The organism is Sphingopyxis sp. NJF-3 (genome assembly GCF_053514865.1).
In genome coordinates this window covers 2,190,799-2,212,232 of sequence record NZ_CM130726.1, presented here as the reverse complement: position 1 = coordinate 2,212,232, position 21,434 = coordinate 2,190,799, and the positions used below count along the sequence as shown (strand labels likewise).

Annotated in this window: 20 protein-coding genes, 1 tRNA gene and 1 other RNA gene; 14 read left to right on the top strand and 8 right to left on the bottom strand. The window is 66.9% G+C overall.

What is annotated here, in order from left to right:
• Nucleotides 1-2: 2 nt before the first annotated feature.
• A complete protein-coding gene (gene glyA, locus ACOTSS_RS10925) occupies nt 3-1,310 on the bottom strand; it encodes a serine hydroxymethyltransferase (RefSeq protein ID WP_448688185.1) in 1,308 nt (435 codons plus the stop codon).
• Nucleotides 1,307-1,759, bottom strand: a complete 453-nt coding sequence (gene rpiB, locus ACOTSS_RS10920) for a ribose 5-phosphate isomerase B (RefSeq protein WP_448688184.1) — start codon at nt 1,757-1,759, stop codon at nt 1,307-1,309. The genes glyA and rpiB overlap by 4 nt, the downstream gene beginning before the upstream one ends.
• 111 nt (nt 1,760-1,870) lie before the next feature.
• Between rpiB and ACOTSS_RS10915 the strand changes: the two genes are divergently transcribed.
• The gene (locus ACOTSS_RS10915; protein ID WP_448688183.1) at nt 1,871-2,035 is read left to right on the top strand and encodes a hypothetical protein; all 165 of its coding nucleotides are present in this window, start codon (nt 1,871-1,873) and stop codon (nt 2,033-2,035) included.
• Nucleotides 2,036-2,168: 133 nt separating this feature from the next.
• Here ACOTSS_RS10915 and ACOTSS_RS10910 read toward each other — a convergent pair whose 3' ends face one another.
• Complete coding sequence (locus ACOTSS_RS10910; protein ID WP_053553654.1) at nt 2,169-2,825, bottom strand: alpha/beta hydrolase; 657 nt, start codon at nt 2,823-2,825, stop codon at nt 2,169-2,171.
• Nucleotides 2,826-3,185: 360 nt separating this feature from the next.
• Between ACOTSS_RS10910 and ACOTSS_RS10905 the strand changes: the two genes are divergently transcribed.
• The 11 genes from ACOTSS_RS10905 (at nt 3,186) to ACOTSS_RS10855 (ending at nt 12,961) form a co-directional block, all read left to right on the top strand.
• On the top strand, nt 3,186-4,271 hold the full coding sequence (locus ACOTSS_RS10905; protein ID WP_448688182.1) for a cysteine desulfurase family protein: 1,086 nt from the start codon (nt 3,186-3,188) through the stop codon (nt 4,269-4,271).
• Nucleotides 4,268-4,606 carry a 2Fe-2S iron-sulfur cluster-binding protein gene (locus ACOTSS_RS10900; RefSeq protein WP_095383848.1) on the top strand — a complete coding sequence of 113 codons (339 nt, stop codon included), beginning with the start codon at nt 4,268-4,270 and terminating at the stop codon, nt 4,604-4,606. Before ACOTSS_RS10905 ends, ACOTSS_RS10900 begins: the two co-directional genes overlap by 4 nt.
• A gap of 288 nt (nt 4,607-4,894) precedes the next feature.
• Nucleotides 4,895-4,992, top strand: an RNA gene (ffs, locus tag ACOTSS_RS10895) — signal recognition particle sRNA small type.
• Nucleotides 4,993-5,035: 43 nt separating this feature from the next.
• Nucleotides 5,036-6,745, top strand: coding sequence for a DNA polymerase III subunit gamma/tau (locus tag ACOTSS_RS10890; protein WP_448688181.1), 1,710 nt, complete (start codon nt 5,036-5,038; stop codon nt 6,743-6,745).
• A complete protein-coding gene (locus ACOTSS_RS10885) occupies nt 6,742-7,077 on the top strand; it encodes a YbaB/EbfC family nucleoid-associated protein (RefSeq protein ID WP_095383854.1) in 336 nt (111 codons plus the stop codon). The genes ACOTSS_RS10890 and ACOTSS_RS10885 overlap by 4 nt, the downstream gene beginning before the upstream one ends.
• 222 nt (nt 7,078-7,299) lie before the next feature.
• Nucleotides 7,300-9,696, top strand: coding sequence for an endopeptidase La (lon, locus tag ACOTSS_RS10880; protein ID WP_448688180.1), 2,397 nt, complete (start codon nt 7,300-7,302; stop codon nt 9,694-9,696).
• A 170-nt stretch (nt 9,697-9,866) separates the two neighbouring features.
• A complete protein-coding gene (locus tag ACOTSS_RS10875; protein WP_054588053.1) occupies nt 9,867-10,139 on the top strand; it encodes an HU family DNA-binding protein in 273 nt (90 codons plus the stop codon).
• A gap of 160 nt (nt 10,140-10,299) precedes the next feature.
• Nucleotides 10,300-10,374: transfer RNA gene (locus tag ACOTSS_RS10870), tRNA-Val, on the top strand.
• 75 nt (nt 10,375-10,449) lie between these two features.
• The gene (locus ACOTSS_RS10865; RefSeq protein WP_448688179.1) at nt 10,450-10,764 is read left to right on the top strand and encodes a PepSY domain-containing protein; all 315 of its coding nucleotides are present in this window, start codon (nt 10,450-10,452) and stop codon (nt 10,762-10,764) included.
• A 112-nt stretch (nt 10,765-10,876) separates the two neighbouring features.
• Nucleotides 10,877-11,542, top strand: a complete 666-nt coding sequence (locus ACOTSS_RS10860; RefSeq protein WP_095383863.1) for a response regulator transcription factor — start codon at nt 10,877-10,879, stop codon at nt 11,540-11,542.
• Nucleotides 11,543-11,554: 12 nt separating this feature from the next.
• Nucleotides 11,555-12,961, top strand: coding sequence for a sensor histidine kinase (locus tag ACOTSS_RS10855; RefSeq protein ID WP_448688178.1), 1,407 nt, complete (start codon nt 11,555-11,557; stop codon nt 12,959-12,961).
• 138 nt (nt 12,962-13,099) lie between these two features.
• Here the strand turns inward: ACOTSS_RS10855 and ACOTSS_RS10850 are convergent, their stop codons facing one another.
• Nucleotides 13,100-13,573 (bottom strand): vgr related protein, encoded by a 474-nt coding sequence (locus tag ACOTSS_RS10850; protein WP_448688177.1) that lies wholly within the window; start codon nt 13,571-13,573, stop codon nt 13,100-13,102.
• Between the two features lie 6 nt (nt 13,574-13,579).
• Entirely contained in the window at nt 13,580-14,128 is a 549-nt protein-coding gene (locus ACOTSS_RS10845; RefSeq protein WP_448688176.1) for a copper chaperone PCu(A)C, read from the bottom strand.
• Nucleotides 14,129-14,291: 163 nt separating this feature from the next.
• Between ACOTSS_RS10845 and dnaK the strand changes: the two genes are divergently transcribed.
• Nucleotides 14,292-16,196: a molecular chaperone DnaK gene (dnaK, locus tag ACOTSS_RS10840; RefSeq protein ID WP_448688175.1), complete on the top strand. Its 1,905-nt coding sequence runs from the start codon at nt 14,292-14,294 to the stop codon at nt 16,194-16,196.
• Nucleotides 16,197-16,315: 119 nt separating this feature from the next.
• The gene (gene dnaJ, locus ACOTSS_RS10835) at nt 16,316-17,449 is read left to right on the top strand and encodes a molecular chaperone DnaJ (protein WP_448688174.1); all 1,134 of its coding nucleotides are present in this window, start codon (nt 16,316-16,318) and stop codon (nt 17,447-17,449) included.
• A 190-nt stretch (nt 17,450-17,639) separates the two neighbouring features.
• On the opposite strand, the gene ACOTSS_RS10830 is transcribed toward dnaJ, so the two are convergent.
• From ACOTSS_RS10830 to ACOTSS_RS10820, 3 genes are all read right to left on the bottom strand, one after another.
• Nucleotides 17,640-19,955 (bottom strand): patatin-like protein, encoded by a 2,316-nt coding sequence (locus ACOTSS_RS10830; protein ID WP_448688173.1) that lies wholly within the window; start codon nt 19,953-19,955, stop codon nt 17,640-17,642.
• Nucleotides 19,956-20,364: 409 nt separating this feature from the next.
• Nucleotides 20,365-21,054 (bottom strand): glutathione S-transferase N-terminal domain-containing protein, encoded by a 690-nt coding sequence (locus ACOTSS_RS10825; protein WP_448688172.1) that lies wholly within the window; start codon nt 21,052-21,054, stop codon nt 20,365-20,367.
• Nucleotides 21,051-21,338: a chorismate mutase gene (locus ACOTSS_RS10820; protein ID WP_095383871.1), complete on the bottom strand. Its 288-nt coding sequence runs from the start codon at nt 21,336-21,338 to the stop codon at nt 21,051-21,053. Before ACOTSS_RS10820 ends, ACOTSS_RS10825 begins: the two co-directional genes overlap by 4 nt.
• Nucleotides 21,339-21,434: the final 96 nt, after the last annotated feature.

The following is a 21,434-nucleotide window of genomic DNA, read 5'->3' as shown; positions in this document are numbered from 1 at the left end:
GATCAGCCTCCGTAAATCGGGAAGCGCTCGCAGAGCGCGCGGACGCGCCCGCGAACGTCGGCCTCGACATCGGCGTCGCCATGCTCGCCCTTGTCGCGCAGCGCTTCGAGCACGTCGGCAACCATGTCGCCGATTTCCTCGAACTCGGCGATGCCGAAGCCGCGCGTAGTGCCGGCGGGCGATCCGACGCGGATGCCGCTGGTCTTGATCGGCGGCAGCGGGTCGAAGGGGATGCCGTTCTTGTTGCAGGTGATCGCGCTGCGTTCGAGCGCCTCGTCGGCGTCGCGGCCGGTGACGCCGAGCGGACGCAGGTCGATGAGCGCGAGGTGGGTGTCGGTGCCGCCCGCGACGACATCGGCGCCGCGCGCCTTCAACCGGTTCGCGAGCGCCTGCGCATTGGCGATCGTCGCCTTCGCATAGGCCTTGAACTCGGGGCGCAGCGCCTCGCCGAAGGCGACCGCCTTCGCGGCGATGACGTGCATCAGCGGGCCGCCCTGCAGGCCCGGGAAGACCGCCGAGTTGATCCGCTTGGCGATCGCCTCGTCATTGGTCAGGATCATGCCGCCGCGCGGGCCGCGCAGCGTCTTGTGCGTGGTTGTGGTGACGACATGCGCATGCTCCATCGGCGACGGATGCGCGCCGCCGGCGACGAGCCCTGCGAAATGCGCCATGTCGACCATCAGCAGCGCGCCGACATCGTCGGCGATGGCGCGGAAGCGCGCGAAGTCGAGCGTGCGCGGATAGGCCGAACCGCCCGCGATGATGAGGGCCGGGCGATGCTCTTTCGCCAGCGCCTCGACCTGATCGAAATCGACGAGATGGTCGTCGGCGCGCACGCCGTACTGGATCGCGTTGAACCATTTGCCCGACATCGCGGGTGCCGCGCCGTGGGTCAGGTGGCCGCCGGCGTCGAGGCTCATGCCGAGGATCGTCGCGCCGGGCTTGGTCAGCGCGAGCATGACCGCGCCGTTCGCCTGGGCGCCCGAATGCGGCTGGACGTTGGCGAAATTGCAGTCGAACAGTTTCCTGGCGCGGTCGATCGCCAGCGTCTCGACCTCGTCCGAGGGGGCGCAGCCCTGATAATAGCGGCGGCCCGGATAGCCCTCGGCATATTTGTTGGTGAAGACCGATCCCTGCGCCTCGAGCACCGCCTTGGAGACGATATTCTCGCTCGCGATCAGCTCGATCTGATAGCGTTCGCGTTCGAGTTCATGCTTCATCGCCGCGGCGACCGCGGGGTCGACGGCGGCGACGCCATCGGTGAAATAGCCAGCCGATTTGATGGGCTTGTCGAGCGTTTCGGTGGTCATCGGCTGTTCTCCAGGACGGGCGGGTGGGAAAGCTTGTCGACGCGGCGCGCGTGGCGGTCGCCGGCGAAGTCGGTGGCGAGGAAGGCGGTGACGCACGCCTTGGCCATGTCGATGCCGGTGAGCCGCGCGCCCAGCGCGACGACGTTGGCGTCATTATGTTCGCGCGCGAGCTTCGCCGACAGCGGTTCGGAGACGAGCGCGCAGCGGCATGCCGGGTTGCGGTTGACCGAGATCGAGATGCCGATCCCCGATCCGCACAGCGCGACGCCGCGCTCCGCGCTGCCGCTCGCGACCGCTTCGGCGAGGCGGTAGCCATAGTCGGGATAGTCGACGCTGTCGGGGCCGTTGGTGCCAAGGTCGGCGACCTCGTGCCCCTCGCCGCGCAGCCAGTCGACGAGCAACGCCTTCAGTTCGTAAGCGGCATGGTCGGAGGCGATGGCGATGCGCATGGCGCGTCTCCTGCGGCGAAGAGGGAATCGATGAGCGCGCTTTAGTGGAAGGAGGGGAGATTGGCCATAAGCCAGGTGGCAAATTTGTGACGCGGGGGGTAAAGCCGCGCCATGTCCGACACCATCATGTCCCTGCTGATGCTCACCGGGGTCGTCCTGACCGGCGGCGCGGTCTATGTCTTCCGCATGGGCGACCGCCGCCGCGCGCTGCTGATGTTCGTCGCGGCGCTGGTGATGTTCGCCAATATCGCGATCTGGCTGGTGCCGACGAAATAATCCTCCCCGCTTGCGGGGAGGGGGACCGCCGAAGGCGGTGGAGGGGGGGTCGTCCTTAAACGGGCGCGCGGGACCGCGAACCCCCTCCGTCAGCCCTTCGGGCTGCCACCTCCCCGCTTGCGGGGAGGATCAATCAGCGGATCGGCGAATCCGGCGCGAGGCGCATGTCGAGATAATTGTCGAGCGACTTCATCAGCTGTTCGAGTTCATGTTCGAAGAAGTGATTGGCGCGCGGGATCTCGTCGTGGTGGATGGTGATGCCCTTTTGGGTGCGCAGCTTGTCGACCAGCTTCTGCACCGCGGCCGGCGGCACGATCTCGTCGGCGCCGCCCGCGACGATGATGCCCGACGAGGGGCAGGGCGCGAGGAAGCTGAAGTCGTACATGTTCGCCGGCGGCGCGACCGACAGGAAGCCGCGGATCTCGGGGCGGCGCATCAGAAGCTGCATGCCGATCCACGCACCGAAGCTGAAGCCCGCGACCCAGGTCGTCTGCGCCTCGGGATGGATCGACTGCACCCAGTCGAGCGCCGAGGCGGCGTCGCTGAGCTCGCCGATGCCGTTGTCGAACGTGCCCTGGCTGCGCCCGACTCCGCGGAAGTTGAAGCGCAGCACCGCGAAACCCCGCGCGACGAAGCTCTTGTACATCGCCTGGGTGATGCGGTCGTTCATCGTGCCGCCGCCCTGCGGATGCGGATGCAGGATCAGCGCGACCGGCGCGCGCGGGCGCGGCGGGGGAGAGAAACGGCCTTCGATGCGGCCCTCGGGGCCGGGGAAAATGACGTCGGGCATGGGCGCACCTTCTATGGTTCTTGGGCTTGCCAGTGATTCGCCGGGAGACGGGGTGGCGGAGCGGAAGCGGCGCCTATATAGAAAATGGGTAGCAAGTTGCAACTTTTGCGAATCGTTCGCAATAAGAGGCCTTGCCATTCTTCGTTCGTCACCCCGGACTTGATCAGTGTTTATACCCTCAAGACAGTTATGCGAGTGCTCCCCGGCGAAATCCGGGGTCCACGCCATGCAGGCGTGCGCCATCTGGACCCCGGCTTTCGCCGGGGATCACTCACCTGTCTGAAAGGGATCAAGTCCGGGGTGACGAGGATTTCATGCGTTACTCGACACGAACGGGATTAGGGAGCAGAGGCTCGCAAGATGATCTACCTCGATTACCAGGCCACCACGCCGCTCGCGCCCGAGGCGCGCGAGGCGATGCTGCGCTGGCTGGGCGACGAAGGCGACAGCTTTGCGAATCCCTCCAGCACGCACAAGGCGGGTCGCGCCGCCGCCGCCGCGGTCGAGGTGGCGCGCGACCAGGTCGCGGCGCTGCTGCCGCGGGGCGGGCGCGTCTTCTTCACTTCGGGCGCGACCGAGGCGCTCAACTGGGCGCTGTTTCGCGGGGCGGACGCGAAGCCGGGCGGGGTCGCGGGGCTCAGCATCGAACATGCGGCGTCGCTGCAATGCCTCGAACGGCTGAACGCGGCGATCCTGCCGGTCGATGGCGAGGGACTCGCGCTGCCGCCCGATGAGGCGCTGATCCCCCAGAACGGGATCGTCGCGACGATGCTGGTCAACAACGAGGTCGGCACGATCCAGCCGGTGGCCGATTTCGCCGCCGCCGCCCATGCGAAGAACAGCCTGCTGCTCTGCGACGCGGTGCAGGGCTATGGCCGCGTCGCGATTCCCGATGGCCCCGACCTGGTCGCGCTGTCGGCGCACAAGATCCACGGGCCCAAGGGCATCGGCGCACTGTGGGTTCGGGACGGCGTCGACCTCGAACCGCTGATGGTCGGCGGCGCGCAGGAGCAGGGGATGCGCTCGGGCACCGTCTCGCCGGCGCTGTGCGCGGGTTTCGGCGCCGCCGCGGCGCTCGCGGCCGAGCGCTTCGACGCGGACGCCGAACATGTCGAGCGGCTGTGGTCGCTCGCGATGGACATGCTGCCCGAATGGACGGTCAACGGCGCGGCGGACCCGCGCTATCACGGCAATCTCAACGTCCGGCGCGAAGGGGTGAACGGCCTCCGCCTGATGTCCGACGCGCGCGAGGTCGCTTTCTCGCTCGGCAGCGCGTGCGGCAGCGGGTCGGGCAAAGTCAGCCACGTGCTCCGCGCAATGGGGGTGAGCGAAGCCGATGCGCGCGCGTCGATCCGCCTCGGCTGGGGGCGCTATACGAGCGAGGCCGGGCTTCGCGATGGGCTGGCCGCGATCAAGGCCGCGGCGCGGCTGCAGGGGGTCAATTGATGCGCGTCACCTTCGTCCATGCCGACGGCAAGGGGCGCACCGAGGCCGAGGCGAACCCCGGCGACGTGCTGCTCGACGTCGCGCAGGCGCATCTGATGCCGCTCGAAGGGACGTGCGAGGGCCAGATGGCCTGCTCGACCTGCCACGTCATCGTTGCACGCGAGGATTTCGACCGCCTGCCGCGCGCGAGCGAGGAGGAGGAGGACATGCTCGACCTCGCCGCCGGCGCGCGCCGCACCAGCCGCCTGTCGTGCCAGATCGTGCTGACCGAGGAACTGGACGGGCTGACGGTTCATATCCCGGCGGAAAGCCGCAACATGCAGGGGCCGCGTTGAGGCTCCGATCGAGCCGCGGTTCAAATTGTTCGCACGAAGCCACGAAGCCACAAAGTGGGGCTTATCCAAACCGTTCGTGCTGAGCTTGTCGAAGCATTGTCCTTTCTTTCGGCGTCGGAAGAAGGAAGAACGGCCCTTCGACAAGCTCAGGGCGAACGATTTTTGAGTGATTCTTTGTGGCTTCGTGGCTTCGTGCGAAACAAAATGGAGCAGCGAGTGAGGACTGGATGGCCGAACGGGTTTGCACCTCGATCACTTGCATTTCCGGTTCGCCCCCGCCATATGCGCCGCGGGAGTCGGGCGGACGCAGTCTTCGCCAACCCGGTCAGGTCCGGAAGGAAGCAGCCGCAACGAATTCGCTGCGGGTCGTTCCGGCTCCCACCCATTTCCCCCTTCGACAAGATCGCGCGTCGCCCCTAAGACGGGCGCATGGACGATTCCGCCGACGACGATACCCCGATGCTGGGAATGGACTTGCCCGAGGCGCCTGCGGTTGCGGCGTCGAGCGGTCCGTACCGCGTCCTCGCCCGCAAATATCGCCCGCAGACCTTCGCCGAGCTGATCGGCCAGGACGCGATGGTCAAGACGCTCGGCAACGCGATCGCGCGCGACCGGCTGGCGCATGCCTTCCTGATGACCGGGGTGCGCGGGGTCGGCAAGACGTCGACCGCGCGGCTGATCGCCAAGGCCTTGAACTGCATCGGCCCCGACGGGCAGGGTGGGCCGACGATCGACCCGTGCGGCGTCTGCGAACCCTGCCGCGCGATCACCGAGGGGCGCCATATCGACGTGATCGAGATGGACGCCGCGTCGAACACCGGCGTCGACGACGTGCGCGAGATCATCGAGGCGGTGCGCTATGCCGCGGTGTCGGCGCGCTACAAGATCTACATCATCGACGAAGTGCACATGTTGTCGCGTAACGCCTTCAATGCGCTTCTGAAAACCCTCGAAGAGCCGCCGCCGCACGTCAAATTCCTGTTCGCGACCACCGAGGTGAACAAGGTGCCGGTGACGGTGCTGTCGCGCTGCCAGCGCTTCGACCTCCGCCGCATCACCCCCGACATGCTGTTCGCGCATTTCAGCGCGATCCTGCAAAAGGAAGGCGTCGAGGCCGAGGCGCCGGCGATCTGGCTGATCGCCAATGCCGCCGAAGGGTCGGTGCGCGACGGGCTGTCGATCCTCGACCAGGCGATCGCGCACGCCGACCTGGAGGGCGGCGGCACGATCAGCGCCGACCAGGTGCGCGTGATGCTCGGCCTGTCCGATCGCTCGTCGATCGCGCAGTTGATGGCGGCGATCCTGGAAGGCGAGGCGGGCGGCGCGATCGACCTTGCGCGCGTGCAATATGCGCTGGGGATCGAGCCGGTCGCGATGGTGCGCGGGCTGATGGATCTGGTCCACGCGGTCACTCTTGCCAAAGTGTCGCGCCACGACGACCCGGCGCTGGCCGCGGCCGACCGCGAGCGGATCGGTGACTGGGCGCAGAAGCTGGGCTTCGCGCCGCTGAACCGGCTGTGGCAGTTGCTGCTCAAGGGGCATGACGAGGTGCTGCGCGCGAACAACCCGCTCGAACATCTCGAAATGCTGCTGCTGCGCGTGATCTACGCGGCGTCGATGCCCGACCCCGGCGAGCTCGCGAAGCTGCTCGAATCGGGCGGTCTGTCGGCGCTTCCCCAGTCTTTGCCCGCGGCGTCTGCAGGGCACGAGGGCAGGGCGGAGGCGCCTGCCGCAGCCGAAGCGCCCATCCCCGAGGCGCCGGTCGCCGCGCTGACCGTGGCGCAGATTCACCAGCTTCTAGAAAGTACCGGAAATCATCGGCTTGCGGGCCTGGTCTACGATCATCTCAAGCTGATCGAGCTCGAACCCGGCAGCCTCGTCTTCGCGCCGGTGCCCGCGCTCGGCGACGGCTTTGCGCGCGATCTCGGCGAGGCGCTGCTCGCCGCGACGGGGAGCCGCTGGCAGGTGCGCGGCGGCGAGGGGGCGGCGCGGCCGAGCCTCGGCGAGGTCCAGCAGGCGAAGATCGCCGACCATGACGCGCGCATCCGCGAACTGCCGGTCGTGAAGGCCGCCCTGGCGGCTTTTCCCGACGCGGCGCTTGAACCCCCCGAAGACAATCGCCATAGGTCGAACCCATGAAATCGATCGAAGAGATGATGAAGGCGGCGCAGGAAGCCGCCGCCACGGTGCAGGCGCAGATGCAGGAGGCGCAGGCGAAGCTCGACAGCGTCGAGGTTGAGGGCGTTTCGGGCGGCGGCCTCGTGCGGATCGTCGCGAGCGCCAAGGGCCGGATCAAGTCGATCCGCATCGACGACAGCCTGATCGTCCCCGCCGACAAGCAGATGCTCGAGGACCTGCTCGCCGCCGCGTTCAACGACGCGCGCGAAAAGGCCGACCAGGCGAGCAACGAGGAAATGGGCAAGATGACCAGCGGCCTGCCGCTGCCGCCCGGCTTCAAGCTGCCGTTTTGACGTCTTTTCTTCGTCATCCCGGCGAAGGCCGGGATCTCGCCCTTGCGTTGCGATGCACCGGCGAGATCCCGGCCTTCGCCGGGATGACGTGCTATGAAGGGCGAACGACCGTTCCGCCATTCACCCCACCGTCATTGAACGCGGCGCAAGTTACGCCATATTAGTGCGGACCACCCTATAGACGGGCGGCGCGCCGGTTCGCGACGCCGCCCAGGAGCCATAATGACGCAATCCTTCCCCCTGTTGCCGCTGCGCGATATCGTCGTCTTTCCGCACATGATCGTGCCGCTCTTCGTCGGTCGCGACCGCTCGGTCGCCGCGCTCGAGGCGGCGATGGAAGCCGACAAGGAAATCTTCCTCGTCGCCCAGCTCGATCCCGGCGAGGACGACCCGCAGCGCGACGACCTCTATGACGTCGGCGTGATCGCCACCGTGCTCCAGCTTCTGAAGCTGCCCGACGGCACCGTCCGCGTGCTCGTCGAGGGCAAGGAGCGCGCGAAGCTCGTCGCGCTCGCCACCGAAGACAAGGCGGTGATGGCGAGCGTCAGGCCGATCGCCGACACGATCGATGACAGCGTCGACACCGCGGCGCTGATGCGCTCGGTCGTCGACCAGTTCGAAAACTACGCCAAGCTCAACAAGAAGATGCCCGCCGAGACCGCGGTGCAGCTCTCGCAGATCGACGAAGCCTCGCGGCTCGCCGACTCGGTCGCGGGCAACCTCAACATCAAGGTCGCCGACAAGCAGGCGCTGCTCGTCGAGGATGCGCCCGCGAAGCGGCTGGAGATGGTGTTCGCCTTCATGGAGGGCGAACTCGGCGTGCTGCAGGTCGAAAAGAAGATTCGCGGCCGCGTGAAGCGGCAGATGGAGAAGAGCCAGCGCGAATATTATCTCAACGAGCAGCTGAAGGCGATCCAGCGCGAACTCGGCAACGACAATGGCGAGGGCGGCGACGACCTCGCCGAGCTGCAGGCCAGGATCGACAAGCTCAAACTGTCGAAGGAAGCGCGCGCCAAGGCCGACGCCGAGCTCAAGAAGCTGCGCGCGATGGCGCCGATGTCGGCCGAGGCGACGGTCGTGCGCAACTATCTCGACACGCTGCTCGGGCTGCCGTGGGGCAAGAAGTCCAAGCTCAAGAAGGATATCGCGACCGCGCAGGCGGTGCTCGACGACGACCATTATGCGCTCGAAAAGGTCAAGGACCGGATCGTCGAATATCTCGCGGTGCAGGCGCGCACCAACAAGCTGAAGGGCCCGATCCTCTGCCTCGTCGGCCCTCCGGGGGTCGGCAAGACCTCGCTCGGCCGGTCGATCGCGAAGGCGACGGGTCGCGAATTCGTGCGCCAGTCGCTGGGCGGCGTCCGCGACGAGGCCGAGATCCGCGGTCACCGCCGCACCTATATCGGCTCGCTGCCGGGCAAGATCGTGACCAACCTTAAAAAGGCCGGCACGATGAACCCGCTGTTCCTGCTCGACGAGATCGACAAGCTCGGCCAGGATTTCCGCGGCGATCCGGCGTCGGCGCTGCTCGAAGTGCTCGACCCCGAACAGAATGCGAAGTTTCAGGACCATTATCTGGAGATCGACGTCGACCTGTCCGACGTGATGTTCGTGACGACGGCGAACTCGCTGAACCTGCCGCAGCCCTTGCTCGACCGCATGGAGATCATCCGGCTCGAAGGCTATACCGAGGACGAGAAGGTCGAGATCGCCAAGCGCCACCTGATCGCCAAGCAGGTCGAGGCGCACGGACTGAAGTCGGGCGAATTCGAGCTGACCGAAGAGGGGCTGCGCGACCTCATCCGCTTCTACACTCGCGAGGCCGGCGTTCGCACGCTCGAGCGCGAGATCGCGCGGCTCGCGCGCAAGGCGCTTCGCAAGATCCTCGAAGGCAAGGCCGAGAGCGTGACGATCACGCCCGAAAACCTGTCCGAATTCTCGGGCGTCCGGAAGTTCCGCCACGGCGTCGGCGACCGCGAGGACCAGGTCGGCGCGGTCACCGGGCTCGCCTGGACCGAAGTTGGCGGCGAACTCCTGACCATCGAGGCGGTCACCGTCGCGGGCAAGGGGCAGGTCCGCACGACCGGCAAGCTCGGCGAGGTGATGACCGAGTCGGTGCAGGCCGCGCTCTCCTTCGTGAAGGCGCGCGCGCCGGCCTATGGCATCAAGCCCAGCCTGTTCGCGCGCAAGGACATCCATATCCACCTGCCCGAAGGCGCGGTGCCGAAGGACGGCCCCTCGGCGGGCGTCGGCATGGTGACGGCGATGGTGTCGACGCTGACCGGCATCGCGGTGCGCAGGGATGTCGCGATGACCGGCGAGGTCACGCTGCGCGGCCGCGTGCTCGCGATCGGAGGCCTCAAGGAAAAGCTGCTCGCGGCATTGCGCGGCGGGATCACGACGGTGCTGATACCGGAGGAAAATGAAAAGGATCTGGTCGAGATTCCGGCGAACATCACCGGCCAACTCAAGATCATTCCGGTGAGTCACGTCGACCAGGTGCTCGCCGAGGCGCTGGTGTCGCCGGTCGAACCGATCGAGTGGACCGAGGCCGACGAACTGGCCGCGTCGCCGCCGCACGCGCCGGGCGCCGACCCCGAAACGGCGATTCGCCACTGATCCGGATGGCCCGGTGATCGCCGCCGGGCCGCCTTTTCGTCGCAAAATCGTCATTTTATGGCGTTTCCCGCCGCTTTTTGCTTTGACAAGACGGTCCGAAACAGGGTTAGTGGCGCGCCATGGCACGGCCATGAATCACTTATTCAACCACATACAGGGGTTCCTTAGGCATGAACAAACAAGACCTGATCGCCACCGTCGCTGACTCGAGCGGCCTCACCAAGGGCGATGCGAGCAAGGCGGTTGAAGCCGTTTTCGACGCGGTCACCGCGGCCCTGAAGAAGGGCGGCGAAGTCCGTCTGGTCGGTTTCGGGACGTTCTCGGTCAGCAAGCGCAAGGCGTCGACCGGCCGCAACCCGCGCACCGGCGAAACGATGACCATCGCGGCGTCGAACCAGCCGAAGTTCAAGGCCGGCAAGGCCCTCAAGGACGCCTGCAACTAAGTTGCCGGCGCCTTCTGGCGAATGTCATTCGGGCCGCGGCGTCAAACCGCGGCCCGATTTGCATCCGATCGACCGGCTGGATGCAAATCGCCGTTGCAATCATCGCCGCAACGGCTATGGACGTCCCGCTTTCGGATGTCCGCTTCGTCGGAGCCGGAACGGGCGCGTAGCTCAGTGGTAGAGCACACCCTTCACACGGGTGGGGTCGCAAGTTCAATCCTTGCCGCGCCCACCATGATCCCGAAGGCCGAACGCCCGCCGAACGGATCATTCATCGCCTATTCAATGCGCTTGCCTTAGGACCGGGGCCATGATCCGCGCTTTGACCATCTCGCTTGCATCCGCGCTGCTTCTTGCCGCCGGGACGCCCGCCGCTGCCCGTGGCGACCGCGACCGCGATCAGGACAATCTGCGCGAGGCCGCCGCGCAGGGGCAGGTGATCCCGCTGGGCAAGCTGATCGCCGAAGTCCGCTCGCGCGCGCCCTACAGCGACATGACCTATCTGGGCGGGCCGCAGTTCGACGCGCGCCGCATGATCTATGCGCTGAAATTCATGGACGGCAGCCAGGTCGTCGTCGTCTATGTCGACGCGCGCACCGGGCGCATCGTCGGGCGTCGGCCCTGACCGGGCCTTTCTGCGGCACCCCCGCAACGACTTTTTGCGATGAACGTTCCGACTTGATAGAGACGAATGGACGGACCGGCGCGTCGCCGGCCCGCGGTTGAAAGGCGCCTGAATGCGGATTCTGATTGTCGAGGACGAGCCCACGCTGGGGCCGCAGCTCAAGGCCACGCTCGAAGGCAACGGCTATGCCGTCGATCTCGCCACCGATGGCGAGGACGGCCATTTCCTGGGATCGACCGAGGATTATGACGCCGCGGTCCTCGACCTCGGCCTGCCCGAGATCGACGGGCTGACCGTCCTCGACCGCTGGCGCAAGGAAAAACGCAATTTTCCGGTGCTCGTGCTCACCGCGCGCGACAGCTGGTCGGACAAGGTGGCGGGGCTCGACGCCGGCGCCGACGACTATCTCGCCAAGCCTTTCCAGACCGAGGAGTTGATCGCCCGCCTGCGCGCGCTGATCCGCCGCGCCTCGGGCAATGCGTCGAGCGAGCTGATCGCCGGGAAGGTGCGCCTCGACACGCGTTCGGGCCGCGTCACGCTTGACGGCCAGCCGGTAAAGCTGACCGCACAGGAATATAAGCTGCTGTCCTACCTTCTCCATCACAAGGGCAAGGTGGTGTCGCGCACCGAGCTGATCGAGCATATCTACGACCAGGATTTCGACCGCGATTCGAACACGATCGAGGTCTTCGTGACGCGCATCCGCAAGAAGCTGGGCGCCGATATCATCACGACGATCCGCGGTCTCGGCTATCAGCTCGACGACCCGCAGGGCTGACGCGGCGTTCGCATGGCCGATGCCCGCGTCGCCCCGGCGGTCGAAACGGACCCGGATGCGGCGGAAAAACCGCAGGCGCTGACGAGCCGGATCACCGGCTCGCTGGCGCGGCGCATGATCGCGATCGCGGCGATCTGGATTTCGGTGCTGCTGCTCGGCGGCGGCTTCGCGCTCGACCGGGTGCTTACCGGCGCGATCACGCGCAATTTCGATTCGGGCCTCGAATATGTGCTGATCGCGATGATCCGCTCGTCGGAAATCGGCCCCGACGGCGAGGTCCGCCTGCTCCAGCCGCTCGGCGACCAGCGTTTCCTCGAGCCCTATAGCGGGCTTTACTGGCAGATCAGCGGCGGCGGGCAGGAGCCTTACCCCTCGCGCTCGTTGTGGGAACGTCGGCTCGCGACGTCGGACAAGCACGAGGATCAGCAGCTCCACACCTATGACAGCCACCAGTTCCCCGACGAGGAATTGCGCGTGCTCGAACGCGACGTCGTGCTGCCGGGCAGCAAGACCAAGTGGCGGTTCCAGATCGCCCAGTCGCGCGACGCGCTCGACCTTCAGATCCGCGCGGTGCGCGCGACGCTGATCCCCAGCCTGGGACTGCTCGGGCTCGGGCTGATCGTCCTCGCGGCGCTCCAGACCTTCTACGGCCTCTGGCCGCTCCGCCACATTCGGCGCGCGATCGCGGCGATGCGCGGCGGGCAGAACCGCCGCGTCATCGCACCGCTCCCGCTCGAGGTGCAGCCGATGGTCGACGAATTGAACGCGCTGCTCGCGCATAACGAGAAACAGGCGGAGGAAGCGCGGCTCCACGCGGGCAATCTCGCCCATGCGCTCAAGACGCCGCTGACCGTGCTCGTCAACAGCGCCACCGGTTCCGACGATCCGCTCGCCGACACGGTGCGGCGCGAGGCGGCGACGATGCAGCGCCAGGTCGAGCACCATCTCGCGCGCGCGCGCGCCGTCGGGCGCCGCGGCGCGGCACAGGCGCGCGCGAATGTGTGGGACAGCGTCGAGGGCGTGTCGCGCGCGGTCGCGGCGCTCTATCCCGACGCGCGGCTCGACGCCGCGGGCGACAGGACGCTGATCGCGCGGGTCGAGCGGCAGGATCTCGACGAACTCGTCGGCAACCTCCTCGAAAACGCGGCCAAATATGGGGGCGGCAGCATCTTCGTGACGATCGAGCGCGAAGGCGGCATGGCCGAGATACTGGTCGAGGACGACGGCCCCGGCATCTCGCCGGCCGACCGCGTGCGCATCTTCGACCGCGGGGTGCGGCTCGACAGCAACAAGCCCGGCACCGGGCTGGGCCTCGCGATCGTCCGCGACGTCGCGGAAATCTACGGCGGCAGCATCGGGCTGGAGGAAAGCGAGGACCTGGGCGGGCTGCTGGTGCGATTGAGGCTGCCGGCGGGGTAGGATGGAATGTCGGTTTTGGGGTGGGGAGCGGACGTTGCTTTATGTCCCTTCTTCACCCGGATTTGATCCGGAATCCCGCTATTTGGGGCATCGACTGTCTTCGGTATAAAGCGGGACCCCGCCATCGATCGAAACCGCTCACACGGCTCCCGCAAACGGCAGCACCGCGCGATACGCCTCCACCCCCGGCGCGCCGCCGATCGTCACGCCCTGCGTCAGCAACCAGTAATGCCGCACGATCTCGGCCTGCTGTTCGAGCCCGTAGCGGTGGAGCAGCCAGCCGGGTTTGAGGCTGTAGCTATAGGTCGCGAAGGGGTGGCGCATCAGCACCAGATACCAGCGCCCGCGCGTCTGCGCCTGCCAGACGTGCGTCATCTCGTGGATGAACAGGCCCTGGAGCGCCAGCGAGGCGACGCTGAAATCCTCTGCATAGAGGTCCCCGTGCGGGTGGAAATGGAGCGCGCCCATCGGCGCCATCACCACGCGCTTCGGCTGAAAGAAGGCCCATTTGTGGTGGCACACGCGCACCCGCGCATAGTCGATCGAGCCGCCGAATACGCTGCGGGCGAGCGCGATCTCGCCGGCCGTCAGGGCGCGCGACGGGCGCGGCATGCGCGCTTATTTCTTCGCCGCGTCCGCCGCCCCCTTGTTGTCGCTCTTGTCCGCGCCGCCCATGTCCATCGCGCCATGGTCCATCGCCGCGCCGGCCGCGCCCTCCGCCGCCGGGGCTGGCTTGATCACCAGGTCGAACAGGATGCGTTCGTTGTTGTTGTTCGAGAAGACGAAGATCATCGGCAGCTTGCCCGCGCGCACCGCGGCGCCGTTGATGTTCCAGATCATCAGATGCTTGCCGCCGGGCTTGAATTCGAGCTTGCCCTTCGCGGGCACCGGCGCGCTGACCAGCGGCTTCATTGAGACGACGCCATTTTCCTTGACGCTTTCGTGCATCTCGACGCGCTGCGCGAGGTCGGAACTGACCGCCATCAGCGCGACGTCGCGCGGCCCGCCCTCGATGGTGAAATAGCCCGCGGCGGGGCGGTCGGGGGTCGCGCCCATTTCGATATAGCCGCTCGCGACGTGCAGCACCGGCCCCTGGCCCAGATTGTCTCCGCACCCGGACAGGGTCAGCGCGGCGGCGGCGAGGGCGGCGATTGCAAAGGACTTCATCGGGAGACTCCGGGTCTGGCTGGAATTATCCCGCCACCGATAAGCCTTCAAAGCCCTTGTGCCAAGGATTAGCGCACCTATATCGCGCCCAGAAACCCGTGAAGGGATCAACGACGGGCGTGCCTTTTCAGGGCGCCGCAAAAGCAACAAGGACGTGTATATTATGGCCAAAGTGATCGGGATCGACCTCGGCACCACCAACAGCTGTGTCGCGGTGATGGAAGGCGGCAAGCCCAAGGTTATCGACAATGTGGAAGGCGCGCGCACGACGCCGTCGATCGTCGCCTTCGCCAAGGACGGCGAACGGCTGATCGGCCAGCCGGCGAAGCGCCAGGCGGTCACCAATCCCGAAAATACCGTATTCGCGGTGAAGCGCCTGATCGGCCGCCGCTTCGACGACCCCATGACCAAGAAGGATATGGAACTCGTCCCCTACAACATCGTCAAGGGCGCCAACGGCGACGCCTGGGTCAAGGCGGGCGGCGAGGATTATTCGCCGTCGCAGATCAGCGCCTTCATCCTTCAGAAGATGAAGGAAACCGCGGAAAGCTATCTGGGCGAGAAGGTCGAGCAGGCGGTGATCACCGTTCCCGCCTACTTCAACGACGCCCAGCGCCAGGCGACCAAGGACGCCGGCAAGATCGCCGGTCTCGAAGTGCTGCGCATCATCAACGAGCCGACCGCGGCCGCGCTCGCCTATGGCCTCGACAAGTCGGAGAACAAGACGATCGCGGTCTATGACCTCGGCGGCGGCACCTTCGACATCTCGATCCTCGAAGTCGGCGACGGCGTGTTCGAGGTGAAGTCGACCAACGGCGACACCTTCCTCGGCGGCGAGGATTTCGACAGCAAGATCGTCGAATATCTCGCCGACGGCTTCAAGAAGGACGAAGGCATCGACCTGCGCGGCGACAAGCTGGCGCTGCAGCGGCTGAAGGAAGCCGCCGAAAAGGCGAAGATCGAACTGTCGACCGCGCAGTCGACCGAGGTCAACCTGCCCTTCATCACCGCCGACGCCAACGGGCCGAAGCATCTGGTCAAGACGATCACCCGCGCCGACCTCGAGAAACTGGTCGAGGACCTGATCAAGCGCACGCTCGAACCTTGCAAGAAGGCGATCAAGGACGCCGGCGTCAGCGCCAGCGACATCGACGAGGTCGTGCTCGTCGGCGGCATGACGCGCATGCCGCGCGTGCGCGAGGTCGTGAAGGATTTCTTCGGCAAGGAACCGCACACCGGCGTCAACCCCGACGAGGTCGTCGCGATCGGCGCCGCGATCCAGGCGGGCGTGCTGCAGGGCGACGTCAAGGACGTGCTGCTGCTCGATGTGACCCCGCTGAGCCTCGGCATCGAAACGCTGGGCGGCGTGTTCACGCGCATGATCGACCGCAACACGACGATCCCGACCAAGAAGTCGCAGGTCTATTCGACCGCCGACGACAACCAGTCGGCGGTGACGATCCGCGTCTTCCAGGGCGAGCGCGAGATGGCGGCGGACAACAAGCTGCTCGGCCAGTTCGACCTCGTCGGCATTCCGCCGGCGCCGCGCGGCGTGCCGCAGATCGAGGTGACCTTCGACATCGACGCCAACGGCATCGTGTCGGTCCACGCCAAGGACAAGGGCACCGGCAAGGAACAGCAGATCAAGATCCAGGCCAGTGGCGGGCTCAGCGACGCCGACATCGACCAGATGGTCAAGGATGCCGAGCAGTTCGCCGAAGAGGACAAGCAGCGTCGCGAGGCGGCCGAGGCGAAGAACAACGCCGAAAGCCTGATCCACTCGACCGAACGCCAGCTCGAAGAGCATGGCGACAAGGTCGACGCGGGGCTGAAAGGCGAGATCGAAGCCGCGATCGCCGAAGCCAAGACCGCGGTGGAGGGCGGCGATCCCGCCGCGATGACCGAAAAGTCGCAGGCGCTGGCGCAGGTCGCGATGAAGCTCGGCCAGGCGATCTACGAAAAGGAACAGCAGGCCGCCGCGTCGCCCGGCGCCGAGGCCGGCGAGGCCAAGGCCGACGACGACGTCGTCGACGCCGAATTCTCGGAAGTCGAAGACGACAAGAAGTAAGGATGACCTTCAGCCGTCATGCCAGCGCAAGCTGGCATCGCTCTCGGGAATGGCGCCGCCGGACCGACAGCGACCCCAGCTTTCGCTGGGGTGACGGGTTGAAGTAGGGGCTTTTGAGAATGTCGCTCGACATCGATTATTACGAACTGCTGGAAGTCGAACGCACCGCCGACGACAAGGTGCTGAAGGCCGCCTATCGCAAGCTCGCGATGCAATATCACCCCGACAAGAATCCGGGGTGCGGCGACAGCGAGGCGCGGTTCAAGGCGATCAACGAAGCCTATGACTGCCTGAAGGACCCGCAGAAGCGTGCGCTCTACGACCGCTTCGGCAAAGAAGGCGTGCGCGGCGGCGCGAATGGCTTTGGCGGCGGCAATGGCGCCGATTTCGGCGATATCGGCGATATTTTCGAATCGATCTTCGGCTCGGCCTTCGGTGGCGGGCGGCAGCAGCAGCGCGGCCCCGCGCGCGGCGCCGACCTGCGCTACGACATGGAAATCCGGCTCGAGGACGCCTTCACCGGCTGCAGCCGCGAGATTCAGGTCGATGTCGCCGCGCGCTGCGACGCGTGCGACGGATCGGGCGCCAAGCCGGGCACCACCACCCACCGCTGCGGAACCTGCGGCGGCCACGGCAAGGTGCGCGCGCAGCAGGGCTTCTTCATGGTCGAGCGCACCTGTCCCGCCTGCCAGGGCGCGGGCGAGGTGATCGCCGATCCGTGCGGCACCTGCCACGGCGAAGGCCGCGTCGACCGGCGCAAGACGCTGACCGTCACCATCCCGCCGGGCGTCGACGAGGGCACGCGCATCCGCCTGTCGGGCGAAGGCGAGAGCGGCGCGCGCGGCGCGGCGCCGGGCGACCTCTACATCTTTCTCCACATGGCGCGTCACCGGGTCTTCGAACGCGAGGGCACGACGCTGTTCACGCGCGCCCCGATCAGCTTCACCACCGCGGCGCTCGGCGGCGAGATCAGCATTCCGGGCCTCGACGGCGCCAGGCACGACATCCGCATCCCCGCGGGCATCCAGTCGGGCAAGCAGCTCCGCCAGCGGGGCGCCGGCATGCCGGTGCTCAACGGCCGCGGCCACGGCGACCTCGTCGTCCAGATCGACGTCGAGACGCCGACGAAGCTCAGCGCCAAGCAGAAGGAACTGCTGCAGGCGTTCCGCGAAACCGAGACCGGCGACGAATGCCCCGCGAGCCAGGGCTTCTTCGGCCGCATCAAGGAAATGTGGGACGATCTGACGGAGTGACTATCCAACCCTCTCCCCTTGCGGGAGAGGGATGCGCAGACTTGCCAGCTTGCTGGCTAGTCGAAGCTGGGTGAGGGGCATGCGCTCGCCGGGCGAGCGCGCGAGCCTCTGGCTCGCAACCCCTCATCCAACTGCGCCTAGCGCCTTTGGCGCAAGGCTTCGTATCCTTCTCCCGCAAGGGAAGAAGGAATCAACCAGCCCCTATCTCTCCCCTGAGCTCCGCGATCAGCGCCTTGACCTGCGGCAGCCTTTCCTCCTCCTCGTCCAATATCGCGTGGAACGCCCGCCGCTTGAGCGTCGCCAGCGCCTCGGCGGTCAGCGCGCCGTCGCCCGTCACGCTCGACGCCACGATGTCGCACAATCGGTCGGCGCCGTGGAGCCGGCCCCACAGATAGTCATTCTCGCGGTACGCGCGACTGAAGAAGGCGCCGAAGCTGTTGAACTCGATCCCTTTGAGCATCGCCGCGGCGCCGCCGGTGCGGATCGCGGTCGCGTCGGAAGGAGAGATGCGGTCGATCTTGATCGGATCGAATTCGTCGAACCCTTCGCCCTGCAGCAGCGGCAGCGTCGCGATGTCGTAAAAGGGATAGCCGAGATAGGCGAGCAGGAGCTGCCGCCGGTCGTCCTTCGGCAACGCGGCAAGGCTTTTGGCAAGCAGCCCGTCGCCCTCGCGATCGACCGCGGGCAGGTCGCGCCGTTCGCCGATCGCGTCGATCCATGCGCCCACGCCCGCATCGTCCGATACGTCGAGATCGGCGTGCCAGCTATCGCCCTCGCGCTCGAGATAGAGGCCGAGCGCGGTGAAGATCGCCTCGCGCATCGCCTCGCACGCCGGGTCGCGTTCGTCGCGCTTCGCCTCGACCGCGTCGAGCTCGCGCGCGAGGAAACGCAGGCGGCGGGTGCGGAAGCCCAGGTCGTGGGCGCGGAAGAAGTCGACGGCATCGCGGCTCGCCCCCGCGCCCTTGCGGCCCGAGATGCGGTCGAGCCCGCGCGCGCGCACTTCGTCCCACAGCGCCGCCCGGCGGTTGGCGCGATGCACCGCGCCTTTGGGCGGCGACAGCCGGTCGATCAGGCGGACCAGTTCCTCGACGATCGCCGACAGCTTGAGGTGCCCATAGGGCGCATAGGCGAAGCCCGCGCGCGACGCCGCCTCGGTCTGCGCCTTGGAACGCCAGCGGTCGAGCCGCGCCGGGGTCGGCGTGCCGAGGAAAAAGGTGGTGCCGAACAGCGCCGCGACCTGTTCCTCGACCTCGACCTTCATCGCGTCGACGATATGCTGCATCCGGCGGATGCGCCGCGACATCGCCTCGATCGCCTCGACATTGTCGCGGATCGGCTGTTCGCGCGGAATTTCGGAGAGCGCGCCGAGGATCGTGGTCAGGAAGCCCGGCAGCCTTTTCTCCTCGCCCTCGACCGGATCGCCGTGGCGGTTGAAGCTGATCGAGCGGTAATCGGGCTTGGGGTCGATATAGACGAAGCGCCGGTCGATCTCGCGCCGTGCCGGCCGCTGCTTGAGCGCGGCGATCGCCGGGCGGAAGGGCGCGTTGGCGAGTACCGATCCGTCGATCAGCACCCGGTCGGCGGGGTCGGCCTCTTCGCTTTGCGGCAGTTGGACGCGGATGAAGTCGGCGCGGTGGGGCCAGTCGATGCCCCGCTTTGCCAGAACCGCGTCGATCTCGCGCAGCGTGAAGGGGGGAAAGGCGCCGGGAAAGCTCGCGGTCGCGCGCGCCGCGGCGGCGAGGCCGGGAACATCGTCGAGCCGTTTGCCCGCACGGCCGTCGTGCCGGAAATGGATAACGAGCCGGTGTTCCTGCTCGGTGACGCGCGGCGGGCTGTTGAGCGCGAGCGGCATGCTGTGCCCGGCGAAATCGGTGACCGAGACGAACAGGTCGACGGGCTGCCCCGCCGGGACCAGCGCCGGCCCGCGCGGCCCGCCGTCCATCGCGTCGAACGCGTCGAGGATCAGGTTCGAGAAAGTCGCGCCGCCGAAGGGCGGTTCGAACCAGCGCGCGCGCACGAAGCGCGACAGCTTGGCGCGCACCTCCTCCTGCGCCGCGCCGCCGACGGTGCGGTCGATGACGTTGCCGCGCCGCTTCATCGCCCAGCCGGCGATCGGCACCGCCCAGAATTTGGTCGCCGCCGACAGCGGCCGCGCGTCGGGGTCGATCAGCCGGTCGACGTCGGCGTCGGTCAGCCACAATTCAGTGAGCGGATCGAGCGACTGGCCGGTCGCCAGCGCGCGCGCGAGGAAGATGCCGTTGATCCCGCCCGCGCTCGCCCCCGCGACGATATCGGCGAGCACGCGGAGCCGGACGTTGCTGCCCGCCAGCAGGTCGGCGAGCAGGTCGCGATAGACGCCGCCCGAACCCGCGATCGTCGCGCCGTCGTGAAAGGCGCGCGACGCCGCGGCGAGCCGCCACACTTCCTTGGTGATGCCGTGCATGTAAACGGCGAGACTGATGCCGCCGTAGCAAATCAGGGCGAAACGCAGTTCCTTTTCCCGCATGCTCGGGCTGATAGCGCGCTTTGGGGCGCGACGTCACCCTTTGAGCCGAAGGGCGACCGTTTTTGGGGTGGGGAGTTGCCGTTCAAAATCACGTCATGCTGAGCTTGTTTCAGCATCCATGACCCGGCGTTATCCGTCCAGGCCGGCGCCAGCTTGTTTTTCGCACAAAGACGCAAAGCCACCAAGGTGTTGCGCCGGCCGCAAAGCGGCCTTCCTTTCCCGCGCTGCGGCCAGCCGCATCGTTGGCAAGGAAACAGGCCCGTCGGCCGAAGGCTTCCTTCTTCGTGGCTTTGCGTCTTTGTGCGAAATAAAAGGCGCGGCGCCAAAACACGGCTCAGGCCATGAATCCTGAAACAAGTTCAGGATGACGATGCAATAAACGTCCGAAACCGGTCGGTTCCGGTGCCCCCTAAGCCGCCGTCACTTCCAGCCCGCGCTGCACGCCCGGCCGCGTGAGGCCTGTTTCGAGCCAGCGCTGGACATGGACGAAGCGATCGAACCCGACGATCTCGCGCGCCTCGTAGAAGCCGATCAGGTTGCGCACCCAGCCGAGCAGCGAGATGTCGGCGATGCTGTAATCGTCGCCCATCACCCATGCCCGCTCCGTCAGCCGCGCGTCGAGAACGCCGAGCAGGCGCGCGGATTCGGCCGCGTAGCGATCGCGCGGGCGCTTGTCCTCATAGTCCTTGCCGGCGAATTTGTTGAAGAAGCCGAGCTGGCCGAACATCGGCCCGGCGCCCCCCATCTGCCACATCAGCCACTGGATCGTCTCGTAGCGCGCGTTCGGGTCGGCGGAGAGGAATTGCCCCGTCTTGTCCGCGAGATAGATCAGGATCGCGCCCGATTCGAACAGCGCCAGCGGCGTGCCGTTCGGCCCGTCGGGGTCGTAGATCGCGGGAATCTTGCCATTGGGGTTGAGCGTCAGGAAGGCGGGGTCGTGGCTTTCGTTCGCCATGATGTCGATGCGGTGCGGTTCGTATGCGAGGCCCGTTTCCTCGAGCATGATGCCCACCTTCACCCCGTTGGGCGTGGGCGCCGAAAAGAGCTGGAGGCGGTCCGGATGCTGCGCGGGCCAGCGCGCGAAGATCGGATGGGTCATGCGTCCTTCTCCCGTTTGACCTGCTCGTGGTGGCGGATCACCTCGTCGATGATGAAGCGCAGGAATTTCTCGCTGAATTCGGGATCGAGGTCGGCTTCGCGCGCCAGCGCGCGCAGCCGTTCGATCTGACGCGCCTCGCGGTCGGGGTCGGCGGGGGGCAGGTCGATCGTCGCCTTGAGCTCGCCGACCGCCTTCGTCACCTTGAAGCGTTCGGCGAGCATATAGACGAGCGCGGCGTCGATATTGTCGATGCTCTGGCGGTAACGGCTCAACTGGTCGTCCATCGGGCGGGCGGCTCCTCTCGTTCGCGGCACGCTTGGCACCGCAAAGGGGGCGCTGGCAAGCCGAAAGTCGTTGCAAATTGCCCCCCGCGCGGCCAA